Raw genomic sequence first — 14,464 nt, forward strand, 5'->3', positions numbered from 1 at the left:
CATGCCTATCGTTCCTGAGTTTGATGATTTTACTGCGCGCTATAATGCTGGGAAAAATCAAGTTATTTATACGCGCTTGGCTGCCGACCTTGATACGCCTGTATCTTTAATGATGAAGCTGACCGGGACCCAAAAAGACTCTTTTGTTCTTGAGTCGGTCACCGGTGGTGAGGTTCGTGGCAGATATTCCATTGTCGGTATGAAGCCTGACCTAATTTGGAAGTGTGAAGGCGATAAGAGTTATTTAAATCGTGATGCGCGGTTCGATCAGGATGGTTATGTTTTACAATCAAAACCGCCACTAACTGCGCTTCGAGATTTGCTCAGCGAAAGCCATATCGATTTACCAGATGATCTACCGCAGTCTTCGGCTGGTCTTTTTGGATACCTTGGTTATGACATGATACGTCTTGTTGAGTACTTGCCAAATATCAATCCAGATCCAATCGGGTTGCCGGATTCAGTCTTTCTTAGACCGACGGTCATTGCCGTACTTGATGGAGTTAAAGGTGAAGTGATTTTGGTGGCGCCAGTTTGGCACAGCTCTTCTGTTTCGCCAAAAGCTGCCTATGCGCAAGCGGCCGAACGCATTATGGATGCGGTTCGCGATCTCGAACGGCCAGTTCCAGATCCGCGCCGATTGGGCGCGCCTGATGAGGCGGCCTCATTAACATCAAATTTTTCTAAACAGGACTATATAGAAGCGGTACAAAAAGCTAAAAGCTACATAAAAGCTGGTGATATTTTTCAGGTTGTTCCAGCGCAACGATGGACTCAAGATTTCACCCTGCCCCCATTTTCTCTTTATCGTTCGCTTAGACAAACCAACCCGTCCCCGTTTATGTTTTATTTTAATTTTGGGGATTTTCAGGTGATTGGAGCGAGTCCCGAAATTCTTGTAAGAGTGTTTGGTAATCAGGTTACAATTCGCCCAATTGCAGGCACAAGGCCCCGCGGTTCTACGCCAGAAGAAGACAATCAAAATGAACGTGATCTTTTGGCCGATAAAAAAGAGCTAGCCGAACATTTGATGCTATTAGATTTGGGTCGGAATGACGTGGGACGGGTTGCAAAAGTTGGAACAGTGCGCCCAACAGAAGAGTTTATAATCGAGCGTTACAGCCATGTTATGCATATCGTTTCAAATGTTGTTGGTGAATTACATGATGACCAAGATGCATTGTCGGCCTTTTTCGCCGGAATGCCTGCTGGTACAGTTTCTGGAGCACCAAAAGTGCGTGCAATGGAAATAATCGACGAGCTTGAACCGGAAAAACGCGGTATTTACGGTGGCGGCGTTGGTTATTTTAGCGCAGGCGGCGACATGGATATGTGTATCGCCCTTCGGACGGCAATTCTATGCGAGCAGAAACTATATATTCAGGCTGGCGGCGGTGTGGTTTACGATAGTGATCCTGAAGCCGAATATATGGAAACAGTGCACAAATCGAATGCAATAAAGCGTGCTGCTGCAAATGCGGGTATGTTCGCCGAAAAACCTGGTGGAAATTCGTAATTTTAATTTTCAAGCGTTAAAGCCTGTGACAATGGGGTCATGGTCACGGTTTGTGAACGGCTTTGCATGCTCCACAAAAGAAGGGCTCCAAGGGTTTCAGGGCTTAGGCTAGCCGTTATTACAATCGCGCTGTTTTCGCCCTTCTGGCTTGCTCTAAATGCCGCACCATCTAGAAATCGCCGTATTGTCCGAGAACCACCCTTTAGCTTATCAAAATCTCGGTAAATTGTACCAACTGGTACACCGAGCTTTTTTGCCTCTCGAACGATCGTGTTTAGGCCTTTGTCGTAAACTAATAGCCCATGCCCGGTTTGTTGAAGAATTTTGGCTGTTTGCGCGCTTGTTGTGCGGGTTTTCTGCAAAATTCCAGGCGAACCCTCGATGATTGCAACAGCTTTGTTTAGTCGTTCGATTCCCGTCGTTAAGATTTGATTAATTTCTTCGGCCGAAATAGCATTTGGGTAATCGAATATCGCTGCGACTTCAAACCCATTTGACCTGTAGAAGTTCATAAGTTTGTCGCCTTCAAAACTGCTGATAGGAACTGCCAAACTAATCGGAAAAGGAACTTCTTTCAGAGCCTGAATATCAATTTGGTTTTTACCATCAACAACAAGAACAATCGCAAGCACTGGCTTGTCTTCTGTTGGCACCTTTGACATTGCATAAACAGCTATTGGCCGGGTCTCCTCCGAGCCTGATGTTATCGTAGAAAAACTTGGCTGTTCTAAATTTGAAACGGGTACAGAAGGGCTAGGCTCTAACGTAAAACTTTGAGGTTCTTGTAAAGTTTCAGTGGCAGAAAGTGGTTGCGAAGGAACTAAAGTAACTGCAACTCCTAAGGTGTTAATTGTTGGAGTTTGAGCATTATCTAGGCGGTTCTCTGTTTTCTTACTGGCGATAGAAACGTTATTGTCTAAGGGAGTTTTAATATTGCTTTGAGCCTTGCCAAAACCAGTTGTAGTAATATCCTTTTCAAGTTTGCTCGGCTCAATATCTGTGTTTTGAACTTCTGGGCCATAATCCAATGGTTGAGGATCATTTGGCACAAATGAATTTGGCGCCTGGTTTTGCAATGCAGGAGAAATCATTGCCTTATCAATATTGGTGTATGACAAAGACCCTTCTGAAGATCTGCTGGAGATAAGTTCAGATTGTTGCATCTTGGGACCCAAAGTGTCTTGAGTTTGCGTTTGAACTATATTTGGAAGCTTTGGGGATATAGGAAGGGTTGGGTTTGCAAATCCAGTGTGTTGGTCGGCGCTTTTTAAGTTGCTAAAGTCTATCGTTTTTATCTCATCACGGTTCGCTTCAGAAACTATATTGCGCGCTACGGTTTGAGGCAGCGTACTAGAACCAGTAGTGTTTATCATCACTGAAAAATCTGTATCTGGCAGTTGTGGGCTTACTTGAACATCCAATTCAGTGAACTGTGATGCCTCGGTGGTTTGGTCTTTTGGAAGATCAATAAGAGTATTTTCTTCGCCCAATTTGGCAGGGCTTTCGTCTATGCTGCTTAGGTTTGCAGCTGTAAGGTTTGGCCCCTTTGGATCAATGGAAACTTTTAAGTCTGGGGTCGGTAGTTTTGTTTGAACTTTTTGCTGTAGGATTATTTCTTGTTTTGGAAGTGGTTTAGGCGTCTCAGAATTAATTGAAACCGTGCTTTCAGCGCGTGGCGCCAAAGGTCTCTGCAGGCTGCGCAATGCAAAGGCTGGCTTTTCGCCCAGTGACAAAGACCTTTGAACGGATATTTCTGAGCCGATTGATGAAGTGCTTGAAAGGCTTGAAAGAGTATTTGACTCTGCGGTCGGGGCCTTAACTGATGATCCAATTGCTTTATCAATACCCGAGCCGAGATTTGGTTCTAAAAGTTCTGATTTGAAAACTTGTGCCCTATTGGCTGTCGAGATTTTTGTGGGGCTTTTCGCCGCCTTATCGTCTCGGGAATGATTGAATTCTGATCCTGCTGGAACTTCGAGAGTTATGGCCTCGGGTGACTCTTCAGGTTTTAGACTTTGGTAGGCGACAAAACAAAAAAGGCATAAAACGGCTGCCAATAGTCCCCATAGTAATCCACCTGTAAATCCGCGTCCCACACCATACCCTTTTTTCAATAGTGCGCTCTTTTATTTTTGTTTTAGGCGTCTAATGCCCAGCCACCTCTTGACGCTAGCGGCGAAGCCTGAACATGTATTACGCGACCAAAGAGCTTGGGGCTAGCCCTGAATGAAACTAAAACGAAAGAAAGATGATGCTGCTGCTTATCGATAACTATGACAGCTTTACCTATAATTTGGTTCATTATTTGGGCGAAATCGGTCAAGAGGTCACGGTTCGACGCAATGATGCCATAGATGTTCATAAGGCATTAGAGTTAAAGCCTAAGGGTATTATTCTATCTCCCGGTCCATGCGATCCGGATCAAGCTGGCATTTGCCTCTCTTTAACCTCTGCTGCCGCTGAAAATAAAATCCCTCTGTTTGGTGTTTGTCTAGGGCACCAAACAATTGGTCAGGCTTTTGGGGGTGACATCATAAGATGCCATGAGATTGTCCACGGTAAACTGGGAACGATTCATCACAACAACATAGGTGTTTTCGAAAACCTTCCCTCTCCTTTTAAAGCAACACGGTATCATTCACTCGTTGTTAATCGCACGACACTGCCAGATTGCCTTGAAATATCAGCTGAGTTAGAAGACGGTACAATAATGGGACTTAAGCATAAAAACCTACCCATTGAGGGCGTCCAATTCCACCCTGAATCGATTGCGGCGGAACATGGTCATGCATTACTAAGGAATTTTACAAATTTACTTAAGGTGACGGCATGAGTGACCAACTTAAACCTCTTATTTCCGCGGCCGCCGATCAACCGCTGAGTTTATCGCAAGCGCAAACTGCCTTTGGTATTCTATTTGAGGGCGCTGCAACCCCAGCCCAAATTGGCGGATTTTTAATGGCGCTTCGCACCCGCGGGGAAACCGTGGATGAATTTGCTGCGGCCGCCTCTGTTATGCGTGAAAAATGTAAAAAGGTTGTCGCCCCAGATGGCGCAATGGATATTGTTGGCACAGGTGGGGATGGCAAAGGAACGCTGAATATTTCCACCGCCACCGCTTTCGTCGTAGCAGGCGCTGGCGTGATTGTTGCAAAACACGGAAATCGAAACTTATCTTCCAAATCGGGCGCGGCAGATGCCCTTGGCGCTATGGGCGTAAACGTGATGATCCAAGCGCCAAAGGTCGAAGAAGCGCTTAGAAATGTTGGCATATGTTTTATGATGGCCCCGATGCATCACCCAGCAATGGCTCATGTCGGTCCGGTTCGGGCCGAGCTTGGTGCGCGCACTATCTTTAATATTTTAGGGCCTCTTACCAATCCCGCCGGGGTGAAATTTCAACTCACTGGCGCCTATTCTCGCGATTTAATTCGACCAATGGCCCTTACGCTAGGACAATTGGGTTCAAAAAAAGCTTGGTTGGTGCATGGCAGTGACGGCACTGACGAGCTGGCGATTTCAGGGATCAGCTGGGTGTCACAACTTAACGAAAATGGAACAGTTGACGACTTTGAGACCCACCCAGAAGAATTTGGGCTTCCAGAGCATGACTTTGAGGACATTCTTGGGGGCAGCCCTGCGGAAAATGCAAAGGCGTTTAAAGCACTACTTGACGGCGAAATTTCCGCGTATCGAGATGCCGTTTTGCTCAACTCTGCAGCAGCTTTGCTAGTTGCGGGCATTACCACAGACAAGAAGCAAGCCGTAGAGCTGGCGCGCGAAAGTATCGATAGCAAAGCGGCGAAGCGAAAAATAGAAATGCTTGCGCGTTTGACTTCGGAGGCACAATGACCCAAACAGTTCTCGACCGTATCAAGGCCTATAAACTTGAAGAAGTAAAAGCGGACAAGCAAGCCAAACCATTATCTCTAGTAGAAGATGAAGCCAAAGCCGCATCGCCGCCCAGAGGGTTTTATGCGAGCCTCAGGGCTGCCACGAAAACGGGATACGGCCTGATTGCCGAGATCAAAAAAGCCTCGCCTTCAAAGGGCCTTATTCGCCATGATTTTGATCCGGCCACTTTGGCAAAAGCCTATCAGGCCGGAGGCGCAACATGTTTATCGGTCTTAACGGATACCCCCAGCTTCCAAGGTGCAAAAGAATTTCTACCTTTGGCGCGCAATGCAACATCCCTTCCAGCGCTTCGCAAAGACTTTATGTACGACACTTATCAAGTGGCCGAAGCAAGAGCTTTAGGGGCAGACTGTATTTTGATAATCATGGCGTCGGTTTCTGATAGTCAGGCTCTGGAACTGGAAAGCGCGGCAAATGCCTGGGGAATGGATGCCTTGATCGAAGTCCATGACAGGCAAGAATTAGACCGGGCGCTTGATTTGAAGTCTCCGATGATAGGCATAAACAACCGTAATCTAAAAACTTTTGAAACATCTTTGGAGGTTACCCGTACACTTTCCCAGATCATTCCCAAAGATCGTTTATTGGTATCTGAATCGGGGCTAAACACTTCCGATGACCTTGCAGATATGACATTCTTTGGTGCGCGTACGTTTTTAATCGGCGAAAGCCTTATGCGGCAAAAGGATGTGACTTTGGCAACGAAAAAGCTGCTATCCAACCCAGTGATGGAGAAAGCGTAATGTCCGGTTTGTCGCATTTTGACAAGGATGGAAACGCACATATGGTTGATGTTTCGAAAAAGGACTATTCCGAACGTGTAGCGATTGCAGTTGGATGCATTAAGATGCAGCCACAAGCATATGAAATTATTTCTAAAGGGGGCGCGAAAAAAGGGGACGTTATAGGTGTTGCACGCTTGGCCGGGATCATGGGCGCAAAAAAAACGCCGGATTTAATTCCACTATGCCACCCACTGTTCTTGAGTAAAATTTCTGTAGATTTATCCTTGGATCCCGATCTGCCCGGGGTTCAAATTCAAGCAAAAGTGAAGTCAAGTGGACAAACCGGCGTGGAAATGGAAGCTCTAACAGCCGTAAGTATTGCAGGTTTAACGGTGTATGACATGATGAAAGCCGTGGATAAAACAATGGAAATTGGGGCTATTCGGCTCAAATTTAAAGATGGTGGCAAATCGGGTCGTTTTGAAGCGTCATGATTTCGGTTGAAGCAGCCCTTGAGCATCTTTTTGAACTGGTGGTGCCAACTGACATTGAAACTGTTCCCTTAGATCGGGCCTGCGGTCGAGTATTGGCAAAATCTGTCGCTGCTCATCGCGATCAACCGCCCTTTTCGGCATCTGCTATGGATGGCTACGCTATTTCAGAACAAGTAATCTCCACTGGTTTGGAGTTTAAAATTATTGGAGAATCTGCTGCAGGACATAGATTTAATGGTTCTGTTCATGCCGGACAAGCTGTACGTATTTTTACTGGGGCGCCGATTCCCAAAAATGCAAACCGTGTTATCATTCAAGAAAATGTAAAGCGTAGTGGCGATAAAATTATCATTCATAGCGCTGAAGATACGGCTGATCATATTCGCGTTTCTGGGGCTGACTTTATGTCAGAGGATAAGGTTCAACCGCCAAAGCTCTTAACCCCATCGGATATCGCTCTTTTGGCAGCTATGAATGCGCCGCAGATATCCGTACACAAAAAACCTGTGATTGCTTTGATTTCAAATGGTGATGAACTGGTCATGCCGGGACAAAATCCGAGTGAGGATCAAATAATTGCATCAAACACCTTTGGCCTAGCCGCTTTGCTTCGCGCACACGGGGCAGTGCCAAGGATATTGCCGATCGCAAAAGATAACATGCCGTCTCTGCAAACGGCTTTGCATCTTGCTGAAGGTGCTGACCTCATTGTGACAATAGGAGGTGCCTCGGTAGGTGATCATGATCTGGTTGCAAAAGCAGCGACTGAGATAGGGTTTGAGCAAAATTTCTATAAAGTTGCCATGCGTCCAGGAAAACCGCTCATGGCGGGGCGTTTGGGCAACGTTGCAATGATTGGTTTGCCGGGAAACCCTGTATCAGCCATGGTATGCGGTCATATATTTTTGATCCCTATGGTGCAGTCCATGCTGGGTCTGGAACCTTTTCAAAGACAGAGATTTACAGCTAAACTGGCCCATGATCTTGCTGCAAACGGCCCCAGAGAGCACTATATGCGCGCAAGTTTACGCTCTGATGGTTTGCACGTTGAAAAACGTCAGGACAGTGCTCTTTTAACTGTTTTGTCGCGGTCAAATGCTTTGGCAATTAGGCCACCATATGCGCTTTTTGCCGCCACTGGATCTATTATTGAATACATAGCTATTTGATAGAATTCAGCCCAAGGGTTGACACAAACCAAGAACACTTATAGAACAAAGGAAAAATATCTAGGCAGGAGGCACCCTATGCTGACCCGAAAACAACTGGATTTATTGAGCTTTATCAATACAAGACTGCAAAAAGACGGTGTACCACCCTCTTTTGACGAAATGAAGGAAGCCTTGGATTTGCGTTCAAAATCCGGCATCCACCGTTTGATTACTGCATTGGAAGAACGCGGCTTTATAAGGCGGCTCGCCCATCGAGCCCGCGCGATAGAGGTTGTTAAGCTACCAGAAACACTCGGAGGCGAGGCTACAGGCTTCCAGCCTCAAGTGATATCAGGCGGCAAACCCGATGAACGGCCCACCAAGGCCACACCAGTAGAGGCAATTCATGCTTTAGAATTGCCTGTTATGGGCCGCATAGCCGCGGGCGTTCCGATTGAAGCAATTTCCCAAGTATCCCACAATGTTGCCGTTCCCGGGCAAATGCTCCGAGGTGGGGGCGATCATTATGCTTTAGAAGTTAAAGGCGACTCGATGATTGATGCCGGGATAAACGATGGCGATGTGGTTGTTATTCGCGAAACTAAGACTGCAATTAATGGCGATATCGTGGTGGCGCTTGTAGAAGACCAAGAAGCAACCCTAAAGCGGTTTTTCCACCGCGGTGAAGCCATCGCGCTTGAGGCGGCTAACCCTGCGTATGAAACGCGAATTCTGCCACAGGAAAAGGTCAAGGTCCAAGGACGACTTGTTGGATTAATCCGCACTTATTGATTAAAGGCCCTAGCGATTAAATCGTCTCCACCTCGGTGGAGACCATACACGTGTTTTACGTTTATCCAGTGTCACGTTTATTTTTTCAATCTTTCCGCTTGCGTCGCGCCAGATCGCTAAGGATCCGGTTTCTTCTAAGTCTTCCTGATTGTAAATTACGCAATTCCCTATGATATTTTGAGGGACAATTGAAATATGAATTTCGTTTGATTTGCAGTGAACTATTTTCGGCGCAAGTCGTTTCGACCAATGGTGGAAAATAAATGGTGGCCTTTGATTTTTCCAGCGAACATGCGCACCGCTTTGGTTTGTTTTTTCACCATCATTTTCAAGCCAAATTCGAGCAACAAAACCAGCGCCTTTGGGCTTGCTGATGGCCCTGCCCTCTGATGTCATTACACCCACTAATGCGCCTCTGTCGGCAATTAGAATATCTGGCCTTTGCGTTTGATACCAGGACATGCCTGCGGCAAAAATTCCGATAACTCCCAACATACGCAGACGGCTTTGCCAGAGCGAAAATTGTAAGATGGCTACCATACCGAGTGCGAGTATCCACGTTTTAGGCATGACAATGCCTGATACCGCATTTTTTTGGTTGGCAAAAAACGTGGCGACTTTTAAAATCCACGCCAAGCCAAAATCGACAATCCAAAGTCCAATTATTTCTGCACCAAAGGGCATTAATGAAACAGATAAAATTGCACCTGGTGCAACCAACGCCCCCATAACTGGAACGCTTAGTATGTTTGCAATCAATCCATAATGAACAATTTGATTAAAATGAGCTGCTGCAATAGGGGCTGTGGCTAAACCTGCGATGAGTGAGGTTAAAATAACTGTTAGTATGGGGGAAAACCATTTTTTGGGATGCCCCTGCCGGCGATTGTTTATCCATCGAAAGCTAATAACCAACGCAAATGTGGCCGCGAAAGACATTTGAAAGCCTGCCGAAAGCAAAGACTCGGGGCGGTAGATTAAAATCAACCATGCAGCCAAAGCAACAGCGCGTAAACTTAAAGCGCGCCGATCAAATAATATCGCGCAAAGCATGAGTGAAACCATGAGAAATGCGCGCTGAGTAGCAATATTGAAGCCCGACAAACCTAAGTAAATAAAAGCAAATATTAATGCCCCGAGTGCGGCAATTTTTTTTGCTTTTGAGCGTAGAATAAAAATGGGTAACGATATTAAAACCCAACGCAAAGCCGCAAATATAACGCCGACCAATAATCCCATGTGCAAGCCGGAAATTGCCAATAGATGAGCCAAGTTTGATCTACGAAGGGCAATAACATGCTCTTGTTTGATACCTGATCTGTCACCGGTCATAATTGCCGCTGCAAATCCTGAAGTCCTTTCTGGTAAATTCTTTTGTAATCTTTTGGAAAATTTCATCCGGTATTTGAATAATGCTAAATCCATTGTTTTGCCTGCTGGCTGCAATAGAATAACGGGCTTGCGCGTATACCCAACTGCACCAAGTTTTAAAAACCAGGCATGCCGACGAAAATCAAAGCCGTCTGGCTCAACTGGGCTTTGCGGCGGCATCATGAAACCTGTCGCCTGAATGATCGATCCAGGATTAAAATTCTGGTTGGCTGATGTGGAAAGAAGCGAAAGGCGAATACGATGCGGCGTACGCCCAGAAGAAATTTTCCCCATCTTCACTTCATCAAGCGTTATTCGTAAAGCGTCAGAACTGGATTTATCAATGGCAATGATCCGACCCTCAATCGGTCCGTAATAACGGTATTTCAAAACAGGGGCGGATACTTGGTTTGCACGAAAGGCTGCAGCAAAAAAACCGAGGCAAACAATCAAAATAGCGCCAAATACTACACGGAAAGCAATTGATGAAAAAATGAAAACTCCCATAACGCATAGAGCAAAGGTACTGATCCATATATATTGTGAAAAATTTGGCTCATTAGGCAGTTCAAAGTACGCGCCTACACCGAAAGCTAAAAAGACCGGGCTCCAGTTAAACCAATGTGCACGTTGGTTAAGAATTTCATGTTCTAACGCAGAGTTAATTCTGCCCATGCTTGTTCTTACCTGATGGTGTCGTTAGATAGGGCCAACATTAACTTTGCCTCCTTTCTGAAAGGTTAATTTAACCATGGCCCAAGTCGTTACCCGGATCGCTCCTTCGCCCACGGGGTACATGCATATTGGAACTGCTAGAACCGCCCTGTTCAACTGGCTTTATGCCCGGGGACGTGGTGGTAAATTTCTGCTGAGAATAGAAGATACCGATCGCACGCGGTCAACGCCTGAGGCAACCGAAGCGATTTTAGGAGGGCTAAAGTGGCTTGGGCTTGATTATGATGGTTCAGCGGTTAGTCAATTTGAACGTGCGCCGCGCCACATTGAAGTAGCCCAGCACTTGCTTGCATCTGGCAAGGCTTATAAGTGTTTTGCCACACAAGAAGAAATCGCCAAATTTCGCGAGCAGGCAAAAGCTGAAGGCCGCTCCACTTTATATCAAAGCCCTTGGCGCAATGTCACCGACCCGGCACAGCACCCAGATGCTGCATATGTCCTTCGTATCAAGTCACCCGAAAGCGGAAACACGGTTATTCAGGACCAAGTTCAAGGCGATGTAAGCATCAAGAACGATCAACTTGATGATATGATCCTGTTACGTTCTGACGGCACCCCGGTTTATATGTTGTCAGTTGTTGTTGATGATTATGATATGGGAGTGACCCATGTTATCCGCGGCGATGATCATCTCAATAATGCTGCACGGCAAATGATGATTTATGAGGCAATGGACTGGCCTCTTCCGATTTATGCCCACATACCGCTGATTTTTGGCGAAGATGGAAAGAAGCTGTCCAAACGTCACGGAGCAACCTCGGTGCTAGACTATGCTTTTATGGGCTATCCTGCTGCTGCCATGCGGAACTATCTTGCACGTCTGGGTTGGAGCCATGGCAATGACGAGTATTTTACAGACCAAGACGCTCAAAATTGGTTCGATTTGCCGGGGATCGGTAAGTCACCAGCGAGGTTTGATCACAAAAAACTACAAAATTTATCCGGTCAGCATATTGCTGCCTCTGATGATGCCGCGTTGCTGCAAGAAGTGCTCAACTTCCTTACTCTAACCGATGATGTCGGTCTACAACAGATAGTGGAAAGCCGCCTTTGTACTGCGTTATATTGTCTCAAAGAGCGTGCTAAGACATTCCCTGAACTTATTGAAAAAGCTGCTTTTATCTTGCGTAATCGCCCAATTAAACTAGATAGAAATATGGAAAAGAATACAACTAATGCGTCTCAAGACATGTTGATAACATTGACGCCGCAGTTGCAAAATGTTAGCTGGTCGCGAACTGCGTTGGAAGCTTTGACCAGTCAGGTCGCAGAAGCGCATGGCGTCAATTTTGGAAAGTTGGCGGGCCCATTACGGGCTGCTTTGGCGGGGCAAGCAGTAACGCCAAGCGTGTTTGATATGATGTTGATTTTGGGACGCGATGAAACAATAGCGCGTCTAAGTGACATGCAAAAGCGTGGAGCATCTTGAGGTGGCCATGTTGTTTAAAGATGAAAGCGGTCTTGGGCGAGGATGGAATGAATATCTCGCTATAGCTGAGCGCAAGTAAAGAAGAAGGGGACGACTATGGATAACGAAAGCAGAACGGCAACGCTAACAGTGAATGGGCAAGAACATGAATTGCCCATGTATTCCCCGTCGGCGGGACCTGATGTAATCGATATTCGCAAGCTTTATGCTCAAACTGGTCTTTTCACTTATGACCCAGGGTTTACTTCAACAGCAAGCTGCGACAGTACAATCACCTATATTGATGGCACCAAAGGCGAGTTGCTGCATCGGGGTTATCCTATCGACCAACTAGCGGCAAAGTCGCATTTTTTAGAAGTTTGCTTTCTTCTACTTTATGGTGATCTGCCTTCGCCCACTGAACTGGAAGATTTTGAAAGCCGCGTAACCAATCATACAATGATACATGAGCAAATGATGTATTTGTTCCGGGGCTTTCGCCGCGATGCGCATCCCATGGCTATTATGAACGGCGTTGTCGGCGCTATGTCCGCGTTTTATCATGACAGCACTGACGTATCTGATGCATGGCAACGCGAGGTTGCCTCAATCCGGATGATTGCAAAAATGCCTACGATTGCTGCAATGGCTTACAAGTATACCATTGGGCAGCCATTTATTTATCCAAGAAATGACATCGACTATGCGTCTAATTTTCTACGTATGTGTTTTGCTGTACCGGCCGAGGATTATGAAGTTAATCCTATCCTGAGCAGAGCGATGGATCGAATTTTCACATTGCATGCTGACCATGAACAAAATGCCTCGACCTCAACAGTGCGGCTTGCGTCCAGTTCGGGTGCAAATCCATTTGCTTGTATAGCTGCTGGTATAGCCTGCTTGTGGGGACCATCGCATGGGGGCGCAAATCAAGCCTGTCTTGAAATGCTCAAAGAAATTGGTTCTGTAGACAGAATTCCAGAGTATATTGAAAAGGCAAAGGATAAAGATGATCCTTTCCGGCTTATGGGGTTTGGCCACCGTGTTTACAAAAACACTGACCCACGGGCAACAGTTTTAAAACAATCTGCAGACGAAGTTTTAGAATTATTAGGCGTCGAGAACAATCCTCTTTTGCAGGTTGCGAAGGAACTGGAAAAAGTGGCTCTGAATGATGCATATTTCATCGAAAAGAAGTTGTTTCCGAATGTAGATTTCTATTCAGGTATCATTCTTGAAGCTATGGGTTTCCCCACTTCCATGTTCACACCGATTTTTGCAGTCAGCCGGACCGTTGGATGGATTTCCCAATGGAAAGAAATGATTGCAGATCCGCAAATGAAAATCGGTCGTCCGCGGCAGCTTTATTTGGGCGCAACCCAAAGAGACTATGTGGATATTGAAAAACGATAAAATATCTTTTTAAAATTAAAAATGGCGCAAACACATAGTTTTGCGCCATTTTTTATTCGATGATAATGTTTGAAAACCTCAGTTACCGACCTTCAAATTTGGCCTCTCGCTTTTCTGTAAAGGCCAGCACACCTTCTTTGAAGTCCCGGCTTTGACCGCACATATTCTGTAGCTTTGCTTCAAGAGCCAACTGCTCATCTAAGTTATTTTCCGTTGATGCACGCAGCGCTTGCTTCAAATGGCCATAGGCAAATGTGGGTCCTGATGCTAGATGAGCGGCTCGCGCCATCCAGTGAGCGTCAAATGCGTCATCCTCAACCACCTCCCAGATCAGACCCCATTTTTCTGCCTGTTCGGCTGTGATTTTTTCGGCGAAGAGTGCAGCGCCCATTGCCTTTGCCATTCCCATGGCCCGAGGCATGATATAGGTTCCACCCGCGTCTGGGATTAGTCCTATTCTCGTGAAAGCTTGCATTAAATACGAAGACTTCGACGCGATGACGACATCTGCTGCCAAAGCAAGGTTTGCCCCTGCCCCCGCTGCCGCACCGTTTAGCGCTGTTATGGTGGGTACGGGGCAATCTGTTATCGCCCGCAACATCGGTTCGTACTCATCCCGCAAGGTACGCTCCATATCCACCTGAGCTGCATTCGAGCGGTCGCCCAGATCTTGACCAGAACAAAAAGCCCGACCTGTTCCAGTGAGCACGACAACACGAACTTGTGACGCAATCCGTGTAACTGCATCGGCGATCTCTGCGCGCATTTGAGTGTTCAAAGCATTCATAACATCCGGCCGATTAAGTCGGATGCAGCCGATATTATCTTTCAAATCTACTATTAGAGTTTGGTATTCCATTATCAACCTTCTCTATTTATTTCTCGTCATGATTTATTTAACTGCCAAAATAAAACAATATCCTAATGGCAAAAAACAACTAAAA

General features: G+C 46.1%; 12 protein-coding genes. 9 read left to right on the forward strand and 3 right to left on the reverse strand.

Annotated features, from left to right (window positions below):
• Position 1 precedes the first annotated feature (1 nt).
• Positions 2-1,516 (forward strand): anthranilate synthase component I, encoded by a 1,515-nt coding sequence (locus tag GN278_09050; GenBank protein ID XAT60866.1) that lies wholly within the window; start codon positions 2-4, stop codon positions 1,514-1,516.
• A gap of 2 nt (positions 1,517-1,518) precedes the next feature.
• Here the strand turns inward: GN278_09050 and GN278_09055 are convergent, their stop codons facing one another.
• Positions 1,519-3,198 carry a hypothetical protein gene (locus GN278_09055; protein XAT60867.1) on the reverse strand — a complete coding sequence of 560 codons (1,680 nt, stop codon included), beginning with the start codon at positions 3,196-3,198 and terminating at the stop codon, positions 1,519-1,521.
• A 569-nt stretch (positions 3,199-3,767) separates the two neighbouring features.
• On the opposite strand from GN278_09055, the gene GN278_09060 reads away from it, so the two are divergent.
• The 6 genes from GN278_09060 to lexA all read left to right on the forward strand — a co-directional run bounded on the left by GN278_09060 (position 3,768) and on the right by lexA (position 8,593).
• A complete protein-coding gene (locus tag GN278_09060; GenBank protein ID XAT62612.1) occupies positions 3,768-4,349 on the forward strand; it encodes an aminodeoxychorismate/anthranilate synthase component II in 582 nt (193 codons plus the stop codon).
• Positions 4,346-5,368: an anthranilate phosphoribosyltransferase gene (gene trpD / locus GN278_09065; protein ID XAT60868.1), complete on the forward strand. Its 1,023-nt coding sequence runs from the start codon at positions 4,346-4,348 to the stop codon at positions 5,366-5,368. Before GN278_09060 ends, trpD begins: the two co-directional genes overlap by 4 nt.
• A complete protein-coding gene (gene trpC / locus GN278_09070; protein ID XAT60869.1) occupies positions 5,365-6,174 on the forward strand; it encodes an indole-3-glycerol phosphate synthase TrpC in 810 nt (269 codons plus the stop codon). The genes trpD and trpC overlap by 4 nt, the downstream gene beginning before the upstream one ends.
• The gene (moaC, locus tag GN278_09075) at positions 6,174-6,650 is read left to right on the forward strand and encodes a cyclic pyranopterin monophosphate synthase MoaC (GenBank protein ID XAT60870.1); all 477 of its coding nucleotides are present in this window, start codon (positions 6,174-6,176) and stop codon (positions 6,648-6,650) included. Before trpC ends, moaC begins: the two co-directional genes overlap by 1 nt.
• Positions 6,647-7,819 (forward strand): molybdopterin molybdenumtransferase MoeA, encoded by a 1,173-nt coding sequence (locus GN278_09080; GenBank protein XAT60871.1) that lies wholly within the window; start codon positions 6,647-6,649, stop codon positions 7,817-7,819. Before moaC ends, GN278_09080 begins: the two co-directional genes overlap by 4 nt.
• 78 nt (positions 7,820-7,897) lie before the next feature.
• The gene (lexA, locus tag GN278_09085) at positions 7,898-8,593 is read left to right on the forward strand and encodes a transcriptional repressor LexA (GenBank protein ID XAT60872.1); all 696 of its coding nucleotides are present in this window, start codon (positions 7,898-7,900) and stop codon (positions 8,591-8,593) included.
• Between the two features lie 9 nt (positions 8,594-8,602).
• Here lexA and GN278_09090 read toward each other — a convergent pair whose 3' ends face one another.
• Positions 8,603-10,639 carry a DUF4131 domain-containing protein gene (locus GN278_09090; GenBank protein ID XAT60873.1) on the reverse strand — a complete coding sequence of 679 codons (2,037 nt, stop codon included), beginning with the start codon at positions 10,637-10,639 and terminating at the stop codon, positions 8,603-8,605.
• A 76-nt stretch (positions 10,640-10,715) separates the two neighbouring features.
• On the opposite strand from GN278_09090, the gene GN278_09095 reads away from it, so the two are divergent.
• Positions 10,716-12,128: a glutamate--tRNA ligase gene (locus GN278_09095; protein ID XAT60874.1), complete on the forward strand. Its 1,413-nt coding sequence runs from the start codon at positions 10,716-10,718 to the stop codon at positions 12,126-12,128.
• A gap of 96 nt (positions 12,129-12,224) precedes the next feature.
• Positions 12,225-13,520, forward strand: coding sequence for a citrate (Si)-synthase (gene gltA / locus GN278_09100; GenBank protein ID XAT60875.1), 1,296 nt, complete (start codon positions 12,225-12,227; stop codon positions 13,518-13,520).
• A gap of 82 nt (positions 13,521-13,602) precedes the next feature.
• Here gltA and GN278_09105 read toward each other — a convergent pair whose 3' ends face one another.
• On the reverse strand, positions 13,603-14,379 hold the full coding sequence (locus GN278_09105) for a 2-(1,2-epoxy-1,2-dihydrophenyl)acetyl-CoA isomerase (protein ID XAT60876.1): 777 nt from the start codon (positions 14,377-14,379) through the stop codon (positions 13,603-13,605).
• Between the last annotated feature and the right edge of the window lie 85 nt (positions 14,380-14,464).

Source organism: Rhodobacteraceae bacterium Araon29, assembly GCA_039640505.1.
In the GTDB taxonomy this organism is placed as follows: Bacteria; Pseudomonadota; Alphaproteobacteria; order Rhodobacterales; family Rhodobacteraceae; genus CABZJG01.

Coding starts and splice junctions, on each gene's coding strand:
- GN278_09050 (XAT60866.1), top strand. CDS start 2: ATGCCTATCGTTCCTGAGTTTGATGATTTTACTGCGCGCTATAATGCT.
- GN278_09060 (XAT62612.1), top strand. CDS start 3,768: ATGCTGCTGCTTATCGATAACTATGACAGCTTTACCTATAATTTGGTT.
- trpD (XAT60868.1), top strand. CDS start 4,346: ATGAGTGACCAACTTAAACCTCTTATTTCCGCGGCCGCCGATCAACCG.
- trpC (XAT60869.1), top strand. CDS start 5,365: ATGACCCAAACAGTTCTCGACCGTATCAAGGCCTATAAACTTGAAGAA.
- moaC (XAT60870.1), top strand. CDS start 6,174: ATGTCCGGTTTGTCGCATTTTGACAAGGATGGAAACGCACATATGGTT.
- GN278_09080 (XAT60871.1), top strand. CDS start 6,647: ATGATTTCGGTTGAAGCAGCCCTTGAGCATCTTTTTGAACTGGTGGTG.
- lexA (XAT60872.1), top strand. CDS start 7,898: ATGCTGACCCGAAAACAACTGGATTTATTGAGCTTTATCAATACAAGA.
- GN278_09090 (XAT60873.1), bottom strand. CDS start 10,639: ATGGGCAGAATTAACTCTGCGTTAGAACATGAAATTCTTAACCAACGT.
- GN278_09095 (XAT60874.1), top strand. CDS start 10,716: ATGGCCCAAGTCGTTACCCGGATCGCTCCTTCGCCCACGGGGTACATG.
- gltA (XAT60875.1), top strand. CDS start 12,225: ATGGATAACGAAAGCAGAACGGCAACGCTAACAGTGAATGGGCAAGAA.
- GN278_09105 (XAT60876.1), bottom strand. CDS start 14,379: ATGGAATACCAAACTCTAATAGTAGATTTGAAAGATAATATCGGCTGC.